Below are 15890 nucleotides of genomic sequence, written 5' to 3'. Positions count from 1 at the left end.
CTGTCATCGGAGTTCGTCGAGGGCTGCTGCGAAAATGCTCAGTGCTCGGGCGACATGGGGCAATTTCAGGGGCTCCACCGCAGTGAGGGACTCCATCTGCTGCTCCGGGGTTGAGCCGAGGAGGGGTCCGGTGCCCAGCCGCACCCGCAGCGAACCGAGTTCGTCTCCGAAGCGGTGCCCGCCCGGGACCGGGGAACCGAGCCGCCGTGTCAGGTGGTCCTCCAGTTCCATGGAGTCCGTGACCCCCCGGGCGGCGAGTCGCGACCGCAGCGGGCCGAGATCGGCGTAGAGGTGGCGCCCCGCCTGCGGGGGCCTGGCCAGAGCGCCGGCGGTGAGGACCACGCGGTGCAGCGCCTGGGCCACCTGGCCCTGGAGACGGGCGGACTGACCGATCCTTTCCGTGACGGCCAGGGGTTCTCCCAGCGCGTGCGCCGCGGCTCTGGCGACGGGTTCCGCGACCAGGGCCCCCAGGGCGGTGAGGAAGTCGAGGACGCGGGCACGGCGTGCGGCCGCGCGGTCGGTCGCGGGGAACCGCGCGACGGCGACCGGCCAGGCGGCGGGGGTCAGCGCCCCCGCGAGGTCGGCGAGGACGGTGACGTCGTCGGGGCACATCTCCGCGGGGCTGAGCAGCACGGTCTCGCGCGGCCGGTGCAGGGTGTCGCGCCATGTCTCGTCGCTGACGATGTGCAGCCCCTCGGAGACGGCGGCCTCACAGGTCTCCCGGAGCAGTTCCGGCGGCGCGAGGGTGGCCGTCGGATCGTCGGCCACCGAGATCAGGAGCAGCCGTGGCCTGCCGCCCTCGGCACGGACCCTGCGCACCGTCTCCAGCAGGGCGTACGGATCCGGGATGCCGCCGCACTCGGCGGGCGTCGGCACGTGGTAGGCGGGCCGGCCGAGGAACCGGGCCTGCGGCATCCACGAGGCGGGGCAGGGCCTCGGCATGAGCACATCGCCGCCGTGTGCGGCGATCAGCGCCAGGAGCAGGGGCTGGGCGCCCGGTGCCGCGGCGATGTGGTCCGCGTCCCCGTGGAGGCCCCGGCGTTCCCAGTAGCCGCCGGCCGCCTCCCGCAGGATCGTTCCTCCTCCGGGTGGTTCCGGTCGTGTCCACCCGGCCGAGGCAGCCAGCACCCCGGCGAGCTCGGGGAGCACGGGGAGACCCGGGTCGGGGGCGGGCGGCCCGTACCGGACCGGACCGTGCCCTTCGTCGGGACGACGGTGCCGCGTCCGTTCGCTCCCGTCCATCCCGGGGCCTCCCTCCGCCGGCGTCGCCCTCAGGGCCTTTATACGGAGGTTCCCCCGGGTCCGCCCGCGCACCGGCTCGGGAACGAGGCGGAAATACGCATGCCGGCCCATGTCCCACGTGGCCGACCGGGGCCGCGGCCGGAGGGGTTCACCGGCTCACCGGGTCGCCCGCACACCCGCGCACCCGCTCACCCGCTCACCCGCTCACCCGCTCACCCGGCGAACGGCGTGCCCGCGGTGCCGTGACCGGCGTCCGGCAGGACGAGCAGGGATCCCGACAGTGGGTGGGGCGAATCGAGGCCGGTGCGAGCCGTCGAGACGTACAGGTCCCGGAGCCCGGCTCCGCCGAAGGCGCAGGCCGTGGGGCGGCGCACCGGCAGTTCGACGATCCTGTCCAGACGACCGTCGGGGGTGTACCGCCTGACGGCCGCGCCGTCCCAGAGGGCGACCCACACGCAGCCGTCGGCGTCGACCGTCAGCCCGTCGGGCCATCCGGCGCCCTGTTCGACGGTGGTGAGGGGACGACGGTTCACGACGCGCTCACCCTCCACGTCGAAGACGTCGACACGCCGCGTGGGCGAGTCGATGTAGTACATCCGCCGGCCGTCCGGGCTCCATCCGGTGCCGTTGCTGACCGTCACCGGCCCCGGGACGGCGCTCACCGTGCCGTCCGGCGCGATACGGGAGAGACCGCCGCCGCCCTCCGCCTCGTCGTAGCGCATGGTGCCCGCCCAGAGCGCGCCGTCCGGTGCCACGGCGGCGTCGTTGCCCCGGCGCCCGGGAACTGGGTCGTGGACGAGCCACTTGAACGCGCCGCCGGCGTCGTACAGCCCCGTGCCGTCCCGGAGGACGACCACCAGTCCACCGCCGGCCCGCGGCTTCGCGGCGCCCACGTGCTGGCCGGTGGCCATCACCGTGCGGCGGCCGGTGGCGGGGTCGTAGGTGTGCACACGGGAGGCGAGGATGTCGACCCAGATCAGCCGGCGCTCCGCCGCGTCCCAGGTCGGGCCCTCGCCCAGTACGGCCTGCTCGCGCACGGCCACCTCCGCGCGGGCGCTCACAGCTGGCTCCGGTGGTGGCCGAGGCGGCCGGACAGTGCGTCTGCCCCGCCCGCCGCGAGCTGGGCGAGTTCCGCCTCGCGCTCCTCGCTCCAGCGGATCATCGGGACGGAGATGGACAGGGCGGCGACCACGCGGCCGGACCGGTCCCGGACGGGGGCGGCCACACAGCTGACGTCGGGATTCGATTCGCGGTGCTCCACCGCTATGCCCCGTTTGCGGACCACCGCGAGCGCCGCCCTCAGCTCCTCGCCGTCGGTCACGCTGTTCTCGGTCATGGCGACGAGTTCGCGGCCTTCGAGGCGGGCGTCGAGCTCCGCGTCCGGCAGCGCGGCCAGCAGGAGCTTGCCCACGGAGGTGCAGTGGGCCGGGAGCTTGCGGCCCGCGGCGGAGACCATGCGCACCGCGTGGGTCGAGTCCACCTTGGCGATGTAGATCACCTCGGCGTCCTCCAGGATCGCCACGTGGACCGTCTCGCCGCAGGTCTCGGCGACCTCGCGGGCCACCTGCTGGCCCTCGGCCGCCAGGTCGAGCTGTTCGGCGTAGCGGCTGCCCAGCTGGTACGTGCGCACGCCCAGCCGGTAGCGGCCCGGCTGTTCCGGCACCGCGACGAGGTAGGAGCGCGCGGCGAGGGTGGTGAGCAGCTCGTGGACCGTGGTCCGGGGCAGTTGGAGCCTGCGGGTCACCTCGGGGGCGGAGAGGGTCCCCTCCCCCTGCAGGAAGAGTTCGAGAACATCCAGCGCCCTGGTCACCGCAGGGACGAGTCGCCCCATGATCGCCCGCCAATCCGTTCGACACTCCGGCCAATGGCCGGAATCACGAACGCAGGCTAACGGCATGAAACTTGTCCGGGCAACGCCCTTGACCACACGAAGCGGGCGGGGCGGGGGCGAACCGTCACATTCCCCCACGAGACGGCCGGTGCCCGGCTCGGGCCCGCCGTGCGCGCCTCCTGGTTCACCGCCCGGTCTCAGGGTATTCGCTGTGCCATGCCGACTTCGAACAGTCTCCCGTCCCCAGGCCGCCTGCGGGCCTGGTTCCATCAACGCGATCTCGCCGTGTTCCAGCGGGTGGCCGACAGACACTGGCCCGGCGCCGAGCCGGTCCTGCCACGGCTGAGCCGCAGCGCCAATCACGGCCTGCTCTGGTTCGGGGCCGCCGCGGGCATGGCGGCGCTGGGCTCCAGCGCGCGTTCCCGCCGGGCGGCCCTGCGCGGGGTCGCCTCCCTGGCCGTCGCGTCGGCCGCGATCAACACGGTGGGCAAGGGAGCCGTGCGCAGGGAGCGGCCGATAGTGGATCTGGTCCCGGTCATGAGGCAGTTGAAGCGCCAGCCGTTCACCACCTCCTTCCCTTCCGGGCACGCGGCGTCGGCGGCGGCCTTCGCGACGGGCGTGGCCCTGGAGTCGAAGGGCTGGGGTGCGGTGGTGGCCCCCGTGGCGGCCGCGGTCGCCGCGTCCCGTGTCTACACCGGGGTCCACTATCCGAGCGACGTGGTGGCCGGTGCGGCGCTCGGTGTGGGTGCGGCGTTCGCACTGCGGGGTGTCGTACCGACCCGCGGCCAGCTGCCCGCCCCCGGGAGGCCGCCCGCCTCGGCCCCGGCGCTGGCCCAGGGCGAGGGTCTCGTGGTGGTGGTCAACAGGGAGTCGGGCTCCGCGACCGCCACGGCGGGCCTCATCCGGGACGTGCTGCCGCTCGCGGAGACGGTGGAGTGCGCGCCCGACGACCTGTCGGCCTGCCTGGAGAAGGCGGCTCGCGAGGGCAAGGCCCTGGGGGTGTGCGGGGGTGACGGCACGGTCAACCTGGCGGCCGCCGTGGCGGCGACCCACTCCCGCCCGCTCGCCGTGTTCCCGGGCGGCACCCTCAACCACTTCGCGTACGACCTCGGCATCGAGACCGTGCAGGACACCGCGGCGGCCCTCACCTCGGGGGACGCGGTGCGGGTGGACGTCGGCCGCTTCCGTCCCGGCCCGAACGGGCCGGGCGGCGCCCACGGCTACTTCATCAACGCCTTCAGCCTGGGCGTCTATCCGGAACTCGTACGGACCAGGGAGCACTGGGCCCCGAGGATCGGCGGCTGGCCCGCGGGGGTGCTGGCGGCCTTCGAGGCACTGCGCGGCAGCCGTCCGCTCACGGCCGAACTCCAGGGCAGGCGACGGCCGCTGTGGCTGCTCTTCGTGGGCAACGGCATGTTCCGGAGGGTCGGCCCCGCCCCGGGCCGCCGGCACAACCTGGCGGACGGGCTGCTGGACGTACGAGTGGTCCACGGCGGGCGCACCCCGGGACTGCGGCTGCTCGCCGCGGCGGTCGCCGGCCCGCTGACACGGTCGCCCGTCCATGCGGCGGTCCGCCGCCGCAAGGTACGCATCGCCGGACTCACCCCGGGCACGCCCTACGCATATGACGGTGAAGTGGCGCACTCCGGTACGGAGTTGATCATCGACAAGCTGCCCGAAGCCCTGACCGTCTACTGCCCCATGCCCATCTGACCGATCACATGGTGAGACGCCCATCTCAGGATGCGACATTGCGGCGTACCGTTACGGCATCGCCTGCAACTGAGGCCCGAGAGAGGACGTACGGCCATGCCGAAGGAAACAGCGGTCTACACACACGGCCACCACGAGTCGGTCCTGCGGTCCCACCAGTGGCGGACCGCCGCCAACTCAGCGGCCTACCTGATCGGCGAACTCCGCCCGGGTCAGACGGTTCTGGACGTCGGATGCGGACCGGGCACCATCACGGCGGACCTCGCCGCCCTGGTGGCGCCCGGCCGTGTGACGGCTGTCGACTCCAGTGCCGGGGTCCTGGAGCAGGCGGCCTCGGCGGCAGCCGAACGGGGCCTGGAGAACGTGGAGTTCGCCACCGCCGACGTCCACTCCCTGGACTTCCCGGATGATTCCTTCGACGTGGTCCACGCCCACCAGGTGCTCCAGCACGTGGGCGATCCGGTCCAGGCCCTGCGGGAGATGCGGCGCGTGTGCCGCCCGGGCGGCGTGGTCGCGGCCCGCGACAGCGACTACGCGGCGATGGCCTGGTACCCGGAGGTACCCGGGATGCGGGAGTGGCAGCAGCTGTACGACCGGGTCGCCCGGGGCAACGGCGGTGAGCCCGATGCGGGCCGCCGGCTGCTGTCGTGGGCGCGGCAGGCCGGGTTCACCGACATCACCCCGACGGCGGGCAACTGGTGCTTCGCCACACCCGAGAGCCGAGCCTGGTGGAGCGGCCTCTGGGCGGACCGCACCACCGCGTCCGTCTACGCGAAACTGGCCGTGGACGGCGGACACGCCGACGAAGGACAGCTGAAGGCGATCGCGGACGCCTGGCGTGCCTGGGGCGCCGAGCCCGACGCGTGGTTCATGGTCCCGCACGGCGAGGTGCTCTGCCGGGTCTGATCCGGTTCCGGCGGGCGAACCGATCACATCGCACGGGGCAGGCAACTACCCTCGGACGCATGGAGATCCTGGGAACCACGCTGCGCATCTGCGTCGACGACCTGGAGGCCTCGGTGGCCTTCTACGAGGGCCTCACCGGCACTCCGGCACTGCGCTTCGAGCGCGGCGGGGTGTCGGTGGCCGCGATCGGGTGCTTCCTCCTGATGAGCGGGCCGGAGTCGGAGCTGGAGATCCTGCGCAAGGTCTCCGCGACGATCGCCGTCAAGGACGTCGACGAGGCGCACACCGCGCTGACCAGGGTGGGCGCGAGGATCGTGGCCGGCCCGGTGCCCACACCGGCCGGCCGCAATCTGATCGCCCTGCACCCCGACGGATCGGTCTTCGAGTACGTCGACCGCAACGTGCCCGCCTGAGACCGGGCCCGTCAGGCCCCCTCTTCGGCGAAGGCGCCGACGACCAGGTCGGCCAGGAGGTCTCCCGCGGTGTCGTCCGGATCCAGATCGGGATCGTAGATCGTGACGTTGAGCCCCACGCAGCGGGGCGACCGCACCAACGGGGCCAGGAGAGCAGCGAGTTCACGGGGCTGGAGCCCGCCGTCGTCCGGGCTGTCGACGGCGGGCATCACACCCGGGTCGAGGACGTCCGCGTCGAGGTGCACCCAGAAGCCGTCGAGGACGTCCGCCTCCAGCGTCCGCACCACCGCGCGGGAGATCTCGGCCGGGCCCCACTCCCTGATCTCGCCGACCGTGGCGTGAGTGATCTTCAGGGCCGTCAGCTCGGCGCGGTCCTCGTCACCGTCGCGCATTCCGAACAACCGGATGTCCTCGTCCTTGAGATAGGGGCCCAGGCCGTCCAGATCGGAGAGGCCGGCCTGTCCTCGTCCGGTGGACAGGGCGAGTTCCTCACCGCCCGCCGCGCCGACGTGCTCGCTGTTGCCCGGGTGGCGGAAGTCCGCCGAGCCGTCGATCGCGGCGAGTCCGAATCTGCCGATCCGTCGCAGGGCGAGAGCCGCGCCGAGCTGGATCGAGCAGTCCCCGCCGAGCACCACGAGGAGTTCACCCGCCCGGACGTGGCCCTCGATGCGGTCGGCGAGCGTGCGGGTGTAGCGGGCGATCGCGTCCGCGTGGAAGACACCGTCTCCCTCGCGCCAGTCCCCGCGGTCGTAGCGGGGCGGTACGACGACACCGCCCTCCAGCGCCCCGAGACGCTGGACGATACGCCGCTCACGGAGCGCACCGGCGAGTTTGTAGCAGCCCGGCACCGTTCCGGGGGCGGGAGGCCGCAGCCCCAGGTTCGACGGGGCGTCGAGCACGACACGGGTACGCATGCGTCCATCCTCACCTCACCGGCCGCCGCGTGTCAGCCCGTTCGCGGAGGCCCCGTGGACATCCCTCACCGCCGGACGGATCTCAGCCACGCGTCCTGGCGACGCACTCCCTCACCACGTCGCGCAGACCGTCCGAGCGGGAGAGCAGCTCGCGCTGGGCACGGGCCCCGGTGCCCCTCGTGAGGACGGCCCGCATGCCCTCTTCCGCCCTTCGGACGTCACCGCAGTCCTCCAGCGCGTCGCCGACGTGGTCGAGCAGGGCTCGTACGACGTCGGCCGCGGGCTCGGGGCGCATGGTCAGCGGATGCAGCAGTCTGCCGTCGAGGCCCGAGCGGGCGGCCTGCCACGCGGACATCCGCAGGACGCCGACCGGGACCGCGGACGGCGGCTCACCCGCCTTCCAGGCTCGTGCGGCCGTCTCCACCAGACCGCGGGCCAGGGTGGCCAGCAGAACGGTGTCCGCGGGGTCGAGACAGACGTCGGCGACTCTGATCTCCACGGTGGGATAGCGGTGCGAGAGCCGTGCGTCGAAGTAGATCATCCCCTCGTCGCGCAGCACCTCGGTGTCGATCAGCGCCCGGACCTGCTCGTGATAGCGGTCCGCCGATCCGAACACCTCAACGGGTCCCGCCGAGGGCCAGCGCCCCCAGACCATGCTGCGATAGCTGTCGTACTCGCTGTCCTGGCCCTGCCAGAAGGGGGAATTGGCGCTGAGGGCGAGCAGGACGGGAAGCCAGTCCCGTACCCGGTCGAGCACCGCCACGCCCTCCTCGTCCGACTCCACCGACACATGGACGTGGCAGCCGCAGGTCAGCTGCTCCTGCGCCGTCAGACCGAACTTCTCGGCCAGCCACCGGTAGCGCTCTCCCTGCCCTATGGCAGGTCCGACCGGCAGCGGCGAGGTCGCCAGGGCCGCCACCGCGGCGCCCGCCTCGGCCGCGCTCCGGTCCGCCTCCGCCCGCGAGCGGCGGATCTCCTGGGCCAGCTCGTCCATGGCGTCGCGCGGCTCGGTCGCGAACTCCAGCTGTTGGTCGTGCAGTTCGCTCTCGAATACCGAGTCGCCCTCGGCCCGGCGTTCGGCGAGGGCCAACACCGCCGTGGACAGGGCCCTTGGTTCGCCGCTCTCCTCATCGACGAGCAGGAGTTCTTCCTCGACTCCGACAGTCCGCACGCCCTCATCCTCTCCGCCGACCGCGGACGTCCGACCGTCGTGGTGCCCGCTGACCCCCGCGTACCCCCGGTGGCACCGATCAGGCCGGCCCTGTCGCGGGGCACGGCCGGTGGGGGGTGGACGACGGGAGGAGCGCGCTACCGGGAGGATCTGCTGCGGAACAGGTAGGCCCCGCAGAGCCCGCCCACCACGAAGACACCGAGCAGGGCGGCCCAGAGGGGCATGGTCACCTTGGGAATGATCACGCGGATGGTGACCTCGTCGGTGTTCACGCAGATGAAGACGATCGCCAGGGCGGCCAGCACGATGACGGCGATCCTGGCGGGAGCGAAGGCGCCCTTGGACTCGCTGGACACATCCTTGGGACTCATGACGGCCCGCCCTTTCGCCGGTTCCTGGTGCCGGGGCCGGAACAGCGGCACCCCGGACCTCAGGATGACCCGACGGGAGGTCCGGGGTGCGGTGGAGCGGGGCCGTACGGGTGACGGTCAGCCGACGACGGGCAGCTCCAGCACTCCCGTGTCCTGCGGGGCGCTGACCACGGTCACGGGCTTGATCCCCCGGTTGCCGAAGTACGCCGTGTCACTCCCCGCGATCACGAAGCGCATCCGGTGTCCGGCCTCGAACCGGTGCACGATGCCGGGCAGCTCGACGGTGAAGGGGCGGGTGACGTCGGGGACACGCACCGGGGCGACCAGCCGGTTCACCAGCTTCTGGGTGCCGTCGGGTGCGACGTCGTACAGCTTCGCGAACAGCACGAGCCTGTCCGCCGCGTCCCCACTGTTCTGGACCCGTTCCGTTTTCGGTGAGACGACCTTCAGGCCGGCCTTCGGCGCTCCCACGACGTCCACGGGGGCGGCCAGCGGGGCACCGGTCCAGGCGAGGTGGGTGCCCTTGGTGTCGTACGGGGCCGGGTCGGGCAGGCCGATGAGTCCGGCGAGGGAGCTCTCGGAGTGACTGGTCGGCAGCGGCAGGTTGGTGTACCCGCGACTGCCCCGGGTGACCTTCGAGCGGCTGTCCACGAGGGAGCCGTCGCCGGAGAGGTACACGGTGCGGGACAGGGCCGGTACGGCTGCCGCCGTACCGTATCCGCTCTCCCAGTCGCGGTAGTAGGCGAACTCGGGTCCGGTGCCCGCGCTTTCGTCGTGCCGGAGGTAGCGGTCGAACCAGGAGAGGATGCGCTGCCCGACGTAGCTGGTCTCCAGATTGCCCTGGCCGAGGTCGAGTTCACCGGGCACGGAGCCGCCGCTGTGGCCCCAGGCCTGCCAGATCATCTTCGTCTCGGTGCCCTGGGCCTCGAGCGTCCGGTAGGTGGCGGTGGCCTCGTTGAGGTTGAAGAGGCTGTCCGCCTGGCCCTGGACCAGCAGGGTGGGGGCCGTGACCCCGGACAGGTAGGAGACCGGCGAGACACCGCGCGCGTACGTCAGCATCTCCTGGGTGGCCGCGGCCGGGTAGCGGCCGGAGTTCAGGAGGCGGACGGTGTCGCAGGCCTGAGCCGCGAAGTGGAGGCAGGAGAGGCTGCCGAAGCGCGAGGGGTCCAGACTCGGCACCAGCAGGGGCTGCCCCTCACCCATCAGGTAGAAGCCGTTGCTCCACTGCCATTTGAAGACGCCGGGCGTGCCGGAGGTCACGCCCCGGGCCGCACCGGTCGCGTTGGGGGCGAGCGAGTACGCGAGGTCGTTCCAGGTGATGAGCGGGACGAGGGCGTCCACCCGGTGGTCGGTGGAGGCCGTGGCCATCTGGATGGCCCCGCCGTAGGAACCGCCGATCATGCCGACCACCGGGTCGCCCGGCGCGTCGGAGCTGACGTAGTCGGCCCGGGTGCCGTCGTCGGCGGCGCGGGTTCCGGCGAGGAAGTCGACCAGCCCGGAGGCCGCCTCGCCGTCGATCGCGGGGTCGTTCAGCGTGATCAGGCAGCCGGACCTGCCGAAGCCCAGACCCGAGTAGACGAGGGAGACGTAGCCGCGCCGGGCGAAGGACGCGCCGATGACGTCGGTGGAGCCGTCGTCCTTGCTGCCGCCGAAGCCGTTCGTCGCGAGGACCGCCGGGGCGGGGTGCTGTGCGTCGACGCCGTCCGGCCGGTAGAGGTCGGCGTCGACGGTGCAGGACCGGTCTCCGGCTCGGACGGTGAACTCCAGCGGGGTGACCGTGTACCCGTCGGCCGCCACGGCGGGCTGAGTGGCCGTCAGGGCGAGTGGGACGACCAGGGCCGCCCCGGCGATCAAGGTGAGCGGACGGCGGAATCTGGGCACAGCACGCGACACATGGACCTCCACAGCGAGGACACCCTACCGACCGGTAAGTACCGGGCCCGGCCCATGCTGTGACACAGCTCATACCGCTGTCAACGCACGGGAGCCGAGTTTCCGGATGGTGTCCCGCCGCAGCGGACGCCGGCCGCTCGCGAGGACGACGGCCCGCCCCCCGGTCCTCACACCAGCGCGGGCACCTCGAACGTGAGGGTGCACCGGCGGCCGTCCGCGGGCGCGTCAAGCACCGCCGGCACGCCGAGCGGTACGGTCAGCGCCGTGGGGCCGTGCCCGAAGCCCAGCTCCTCCACGACCGGGATCCCGAGGCCGCCGAGCCGGTCGGCGAGCACCGCCCGCACCCCCTCGTAGGGCCCGCACCCCTCCCAGGAGCCGCACACCACCGCCGCCACGCCTTCCAGAGCTCCGATCCGGAGCAGCCGGGTGAGGATGCCGTCGAGCCGGTACGGCTCCTCCCCCGTGTCCTCGATGACCAGGAGCCCTCCCTCGGCGGACGTCCGCGCCCCGGGCGTCCCCGCGTCCGCCGCGAGCAGGCTGACGCAACCGCCGTAGGTGACGCCCCGGGCGGTGCCCGGCACGAGGGCCACCGCCGTGCCGAGGCCGATGGTGCGCACCGCCTCCGGCTCGAACAGGGTGGTGCGGAGCGCCTGCTGGGTGGGCGAGTCCTTGAGGAAGACCTCGGTACCGATCATGGGGCCGTGCAGGGTCGAGAAGCCGGCCCGCAGCGCGAACGCCTCGTGCAGCACGGTGATGTCGCTGTAGCCGACGAACACCTTCGGCCCGGCGGCCCGGATGGCGGCCCAGTCGAGCAGGTCGACCATCCGGTGGGCGCCGTACCCGCCCCGGGCGCACAGCACGGCGTCCACGGACGGGTCGCACCACGCCTCCTGGAGATCCGCGGCGCGGTGCTCGTCCGTCCCGGCGAGGTGCCCCAGTCGCGGGTGGGTGTCGCGGGCATGCGGCGCCACGACGGGGTCGAGGTCCCAGCCGCGCAGGAGGTCGAGACCGCGCTCCAGGCGGTCGGCCGGTACGGGCCCGCTCGGCGCGACGACGGCGACCCGGGCGCCGGGCCGGAGCCGGGCGGGGCGGGTCAGGGGCTCCAGGGTCACTTCCGCAGCTCCAGCCGGGGGACGTCGGTACGGTCGAGGCCGAACGTCTGGGCGTACAGGGAGAGTTCCGCCTCCAGGGCGCGCCGGACGGTGTCCGCACGGCGGAATCCGTGCCCCTCTCCCTCGAAGGCGAGGTAGGCGTGCGGGATGCCCCGTCCTTCGACCGCGGCCAGGAAGCGCTCGCACTGGACCGGCGGGCAGATCGGGTCGTCCAGCCCCTGGAGCAGGACGAACGGCGCGGTGAGGCGGTCCGTGTGGTGCACGGGCGAGCGTTCGTGGTAGCGCTCGGGCACCTCGGCGTACGGGCCCACGAGGGACTCCAGGTACTGCGACTCGAAGTCGTGCGTCTCACCGGTCGCCCAGCCGGCGAGATCGAGGATCGGGTAGCTGATGGATCCGCAGGCGTAGACGTCGGTCTGCACCAGGGAGGCGGCGGCGGTCCAGCCCCCGGCGCTTCCACCACGGATCGCCAGCCGCGCCGCGTCCGCCGATCCCTCCTCCGCGAGTCCGACGGCGACGGCGGCGCAGTCCTCGACGTCGACGACGCCCCACTGCTCCCGGAGGCGTTCGCGGTAGGCACGGCCGTAACCGGTGGACCCGCCGTAGTTCACCTCGGCGACCCCGATCCCGCGGGAGGTGAAGTACGCGACCTCCAGGTCGAGCACGAGCGCCGACCTGCCGGTGGGCCCGCCGTGCGCCCAGATGACGTAGGGCGGCAGTTCGCCCTCGGGTCCGGTGAAGCCCGGGTTCCGGGGCGGGTACACATGGGCGTGGATCTCCCGGCCCCCCGGTCCGGCGAAGGTGCGGATCACCGGATCGGGGCAGAGGGCGGGGTCGACGGCGTCCTGGTGGGGCGCGCCGATGGCGCGGGTGTGTCCGGTGGCGGTGTCGAGCTCCACGACCTCGTACGACGTGTGCGGGCTCGCGGCGATTCCGACGACCCTGGTGTCCTGGACGGCGATCGTCTCGGCCCACGCGGTCCACGGGCCGACGGCGTCGACGAGGTCGCCGGTCTCCGGGTCGAGCACTCCGAGGGAGGTGGTTCCACGGCCGTGGACGACCGCGATCAGGCCGTTGTCGAGGAGGTGGAACCATCGCAGGCCGATCCTCCAGAGCGGCCCGCCGAACTCCTCGTCCCGGCCGCCGCAGAGCCGGTGGCGCGAGGCACCGCCGTCCGCCGCGTCGGGGCTGATCCGCTGGAGCTCCCACCAGCCTTCGGCGTCGGACACGAAGAGCAGCGTCCCGTCTCGGTCCCATTCGACCTGCACGACCGACTCGTCCACGCCACCGGCCAGGGGGCGGGCGTTCCCGAAGCCGCTCCCGTGGACGTCGGCGACCATCGCGACGGTACCGTCCCACGGCATGCGCGGGTGGTCCCACGCGATCCAGGCGGCCCGGCGGCCGTCCGGGGAGAGCCTGGGTCCGGTGACGAACCTGTGGCTGTCGTCGCTGAGTTCGCGGACGGAGCCGCGGTCGCGTGCCGCCGACCCGTCCAGCGGTACGGCGGCGATCACCCGCCGGACATCGGTGGGCGACGGACCGGTGAACTCCTCCATCACACACCAGACCTCGTCGCGGTCGAGGTGCAACTGCGGCTCCACCCAGCGCAGTCCGCCGCCGAGTGCGGAGACCGGGGTGAGCGGCCACGGCTCGTCGGGCCCGTCCGGCGCGTAGGCGTACAGCCGCTGGTCGGGGAAGTGGACGAAGACGACGAGGGGGCCGCCGTCCTCACGTGCCGCGCCCGCCCAGGGCAGCCCGCCGTACTCGATGACCCGGCTGCGCGGGTTCCACGGTTCGGGGAGCACCGACCGGATGGTGCCGTCGGCGGTGCGGCGTACGAGGGCGCGGCGGCCGCCCTCCGCGGGGCGCGGTTCCGTCCACCACACCTCGTCGCCGACCGTTCCGACGAACTCGGGCCGTCCGTCGTGGGACGCGGTGAGCGCCGCGTCGATCGGTGACGGCCACGTGCCGTACGCCGCTGTGGACACCATGGTCGGGTTTCCCCCTCTTCGGTCGGGCGCGGAGCTCGGTGGGAGCACGTCGCCGCGTTCGGTTCGGCCGGTTCGTACGCGTCCGGGGTCAGGCCTGACGCAGGAAGTGGTCCAGGACCCTCACACCGAAGTGCAGGGCCTCGACGGGGACCCGTTCGTCCACGCCGTGGAAGAGTGCCTGGTAGTCGAAGCCGACGGGCAGCTTCAGCGGGGAGAAGCCGTAGCCGGTGATCCCGAGGCGCGAGAACTGCTTGGCGTCGGTGCCGCCGGACATGCTGTAGGGGACGGCGTGGGCGCCGGGGTCGAAGAGCTCGACGGCCGTGCGCATCTTCGCGAACGTCGGCGAGTCGACGGGGGCCTGGAGCGGGATCTCCCGGTGGTCGAACTCCCAGTCGACCCCGGGGCCGGTCAGCCTGTCGAGCGTCTCGTGGAATTCGTCCTCGCCCCCGGGGACCATCCGTCCGTCGATGCGGGCGGTGGCATGTCCGGGGATGACATTGACCTTGTAACCCGCTTCCAGCATCGTCGGGTTGGTGCTGTTGCGCACGGTCGGCGCGATCAGGGCGGCCGCCGGCCCGAGCTTCGCGAGGACCTCGTCGACGTCGAAGCCGGGTGCGTCGGGGTCCACCCGGATGTGGTGGAGTGCGGCGATCTCGACGAGGGCCGCGCGGACCGTCGGGGTGAGCCTGACCGGCCACTCGTACTCGCCGATCCGGGCGACGGCCGCGGCGAGCCTGCTGACCGCGTTGGCCCGGTTTACCTTGGATCCGTGGCCTGCCCTGCCCTCGGCGGTCAGCTTGAGCCATCCCGTTCCGCGCTCCCCCGCCGCGATGGGGTAGAGCGACATCCCCGGTCCGGCGTGGAAGGTGAAGGCCCCCGACTCGCTGATGCCCTCGGTGCACCCCGCGAAGAGGTCCTTGTGCCGGTCGGCCAGGAATCCCGCGCCGTCGTGCGCGCTGGCCTCCTCGTCGGCCGTGTAGGCCACCACGATGTCGCGGCGGGGCCGGACGCCCGCACGCGCCCAGGCCCGGACGACGGCGAGGACCATGGCGTCCATGTTCTTCATGTCGATCGCGCCGCGCCCCCAGACGACGCCGTCGCGTACCTCACCGGAGAAGGGGTGCACGGTCCAGTCGGCCGCCTGGGCGGGCACCACGTCGAGGTGACCGTGGACCAGCAGGGCGTCGGCCGACGGGTCGGTGCCCTCGATCCGCGCGACCACGTTGGTCCGGCCCGGCGTCCGCTCGAGGAGCCGGGGCTCCAGTCCTGCCTCGGCGAGCCGCTCGGCGACGTACTCGGCGGCGGGACGCTCCCGGCAGTCTCCGTCGCCGCGGTTGGACGTGTCGATCCTGATGAGCTCGGAGGTGTAGGTGACCGATTCGGCGAGAGCCTGCTCGTCGACGGGTCCGGTGGGGTGGTCCGCCTCAGCCATACTGCTCCTCCACGGCGGCCGACACGATCGTCGTCACCGCCTTGAACGTGCGAATACCTTCGTACATCGTCTTGCTGGTGTAGCCGACGCGCCGTTCGCCGCACACCGCCACACCCGGGACCACCGTCGCGGCGGCCGCCAGGTGCTCCGCGTCGAACTCCAGCTCCACCCGGTAGGAACCACCGGTCACCGGCGGACGTCGGACGGCCAGCGCGGTCGCCTCGGCTGCGGCAGCCCTGATGTCGGCGGCGGTCCGTGCGGGGGTGCGGCACACGGCGGCGTACCGCGAGACGTAGTCCTTGACCGCGACCGTACGGGCGTCCGGGGCGTACCCGGCGGCGTCCGCGCAGGTCAGGTCGTCGCCGGTGACCAGGACGACCGGGACCCCGTACTCCGCCGCGACATGGGCGTTGAGCAGCCCCTCGCTCGCTCGGACGCCGTTCAGCCAGACGCCGGTGATGGAGTTGGCCAGGTAGGTGTGGGCGAGCACGCCCTCCGTCCCGGCACCCGTGTGATAGCCGACGAAGGCGACGCCGTCGACGTCCCCGTGCTGGATCCCCTCGACCATGGAGAGCGACTTGTGCTTGCCGGTGAGCATCTGGACCCGCTCGTCGAGCCGCTCCAGCAGCAGGTTGCGCATGGTCCAGTGCGCCTCGTTGACGAGCACCTCGTCCGCTCCGGCGTCGAGGAATCCGAGGGCCGCCGCGTTGACGTCGGAAGTGAAGAGGGAACGGCACCTCTCCCACTGCGGGGTGCCCGGCAGCACGTCGGCCGGCCAGGTGACTCCGGTGGCGCCCTCCATGTCGGCGCTGACGAGGATCTTCACGGTGCGCGGTCCTGTCGCTGGTCGGTCGCTCCTCCGGCCGTCGCCGGCCGGAGGATCTTCGTGCCGCATCACCGT

Annotated in this window: 14 protein-coding genes; 3 read left to right on the top strand and 11 right to left on the bottom strand. The window is 72.8% G+C overall.

Annotated features, from left to right (window positions below):
- Window positions 1–3: 3 nt before the first annotated feature.
- From ACFXOA_RS25060 to ACFXOA_RS25050, 3 genes are all read right to left on the bottom strand, one after another.
- The gene (locus ACFXOA_RS25060) at window positions 4–1242 is read right to left on the bottom strand and encodes an aminotransferase class I/II-fold pyridoxal phosphate-dependent enzyme (protein ID WP_385032750.1); all 1239 of its coding nucleotides are present in this window, start codon (window positions 1240–1242) and stop codon (window positions 4–6) included.
- A 212-nt stretch (window positions 1243–1454) separates the two neighbouring features.
- A complete protein-coding gene (locus ACFXOA_RS25055; protein ID WP_385032747.1) occupies window positions 1455–2303 on the bottom strand; it encodes an SMP-30/gluconolactonase/LRE family protein in 849 nt (282 codons plus the stop codon).
- Window positions 2300–3073: an IclR family transcriptional regulator gene (locus ACFXOA_RS25050; RefSeq protein ID WP_385032744.1), complete on the bottom strand. Its 774-nt coding sequence runs from the start codon at window positions 3071–3073 to the stop codon at window positions 2300–2302. Before ACFXOA_RS25050 ends, ACFXOA_RS25055 begins: the two co-directional genes overlap by 4 nt.
- Before the next feature lie 216 nt (window positions 3074–3289).
- On the opposite strand from ACFXOA_RS25050, the gene ACFXOA_RS25045 reads away from it, so the two are divergent.
- The 3 genes from ACFXOA_RS25045 (at window position 3290) to ACFXOA_RS25035 (ending at window position 6105) form a co-directional block, all read left to right on the top strand.
- Complete coding sequence (locus ACFXOA_RS25045; RefSeq protein WP_385032741.1) at window positions 3290–4786, top strand: bifunctional phosphatase PAP2/diacylglycerol kinase family protein; 1497 nt, start codon at window positions 3290–3292, stop codon at window positions 4784–4786.
- A 96-nt stretch (window positions 4787–4882) separates the two neighbouring features.
- Window positions 4883–5692: a methyltransferase domain-containing protein gene (locus ACFXOA_RS25040; RefSeq protein WP_385032738.1), complete on the top strand. Its 810-nt coding sequence runs from the start codon at window positions 4883–4885 to the stop codon at window positions 5690–5692.
- A gap of 59 nt (window positions 5693–5751) precedes the next feature.
- On the top strand, window positions 5752–6105 hold the full coding sequence (locus ACFXOA_RS25035) for a VOC family protein (RefSeq protein WP_385032735.1): 354 nt from the start codon (window positions 5752–5754) through the stop codon (window positions 6103–6105).
- An 11-nt stretch (window positions 6106–6116) separates the two neighbouring features.
- On the opposite strand, the gene ACFXOA_RS25030 is transcribed toward ACFXOA_RS25035, so the two are convergent.
- The 8 genes from ACFXOA_RS25030 to ACFXOA_RS24995 form a co-directional block, all read right to left on the bottom strand.
- Window positions 6117–7019, bottom strand: coding sequence for an arginase family protein (locus ACFXOA_RS25030; protein WP_385032732.1), 903 nt, complete (start codon window positions 7017–7019; stop codon window positions 6117–6119).
- A gap of 82 nt (window positions 7020–7101) precedes the next feature.
- Complete coding sequence (locus ACFXOA_RS25025; RefSeq protein WP_385032729.1) at window positions 7102–8190, bottom strand: glutamate--cysteine ligase; 1089 nt, start codon at window positions 8188–8190, stop codon at window positions 7102–7104.
- Between the two features lie 137 nt (window positions 8191–8327).
- Window positions 8328–8561 carry a DUF1049 domain-containing protein gene (locus ACFXOA_RS25020; RefSeq protein ID WP_385032726.1) on the bottom strand — a complete coding sequence of 78 codons (234 nt, stop codon included), beginning with the start codon at window positions 8559–8561 and terminating at the stop codon, window positions 8328–8330.
- A 117-nt stretch (window positions 8562–8678) separates the two neighbouring features.
- A complete protein-coding gene (locus ACFXOA_RS25015; protein WP_385032724.1) occupies window positions 8679–10466 on the bottom strand; it encodes a CocE/NonD family hydrolase in 1788 nt (595 codons plus the stop codon).
- A 155-nt stretch (window positions 10467–10621) separates the two neighbouring features.
- Complete coding sequence (locus tag ACFXOA_RS25010) at window positions 10622–11566, bottom strand: LD-carboxypeptidase (RefSeq protein WP_385032721.1); 945 nt, start codon at window positions 11564–11566, stop codon at window positions 10622–10624.
- The gene (locus ACFXOA_RS25005; RefSeq protein ID WP_385032718.1) at window positions 11563–13557 is read right to left on the bottom strand and encodes a prolyl oligopeptidase family serine peptidase; all 1995 of its coding nucleotides are present in this window, start codon (window positions 13555–13557) and stop codon (window positions 11563–11565) included. Before ACFXOA_RS25005 ends, ACFXOA_RS25010 begins: the two co-directional genes overlap by 4 nt.
- Window positions 13558–13645: 88 nt before the next feature.
- Entirely contained in the window at window positions 13646–14989 is a 1344-nt protein-coding gene (locus ACFXOA_RS25000) for a M20/M25/M40 family metallo-hydrolase (protein ID WP_385032715.1), read from the bottom strand.
- Window positions 14982–15815 carry a M55 family metallopeptidase gene (locus ACFXOA_RS24995; protein WP_385032712.1) on the bottom strand — a complete coding sequence of 278 codons (834 nt, stop codon included), beginning with the start codon at window positions 15813–15815 and terminating at the stop codon, window positions 14982–14984. Before ACFXOA_RS24995 ends, ACFXOA_RS25000 begins: the two co-directional genes overlap by 8 nt.
- Window positions 15816–15890 lie beyond the last annotated feature (75 nt).

Origin of the sequence: Streptomyces sp. NPDC059166 (assembly GCF_042755185.1) — a bacterium.
GTDB lineage: Bacteria > Actinomycetota > Actinomycetes > Streptomycetales > Streptomycetaceae > Streptomyces.
Note: the sequence above shows the minus strand (reverse complement) of the source record. Positions and strands in the feature narration are given on the sequence as shown.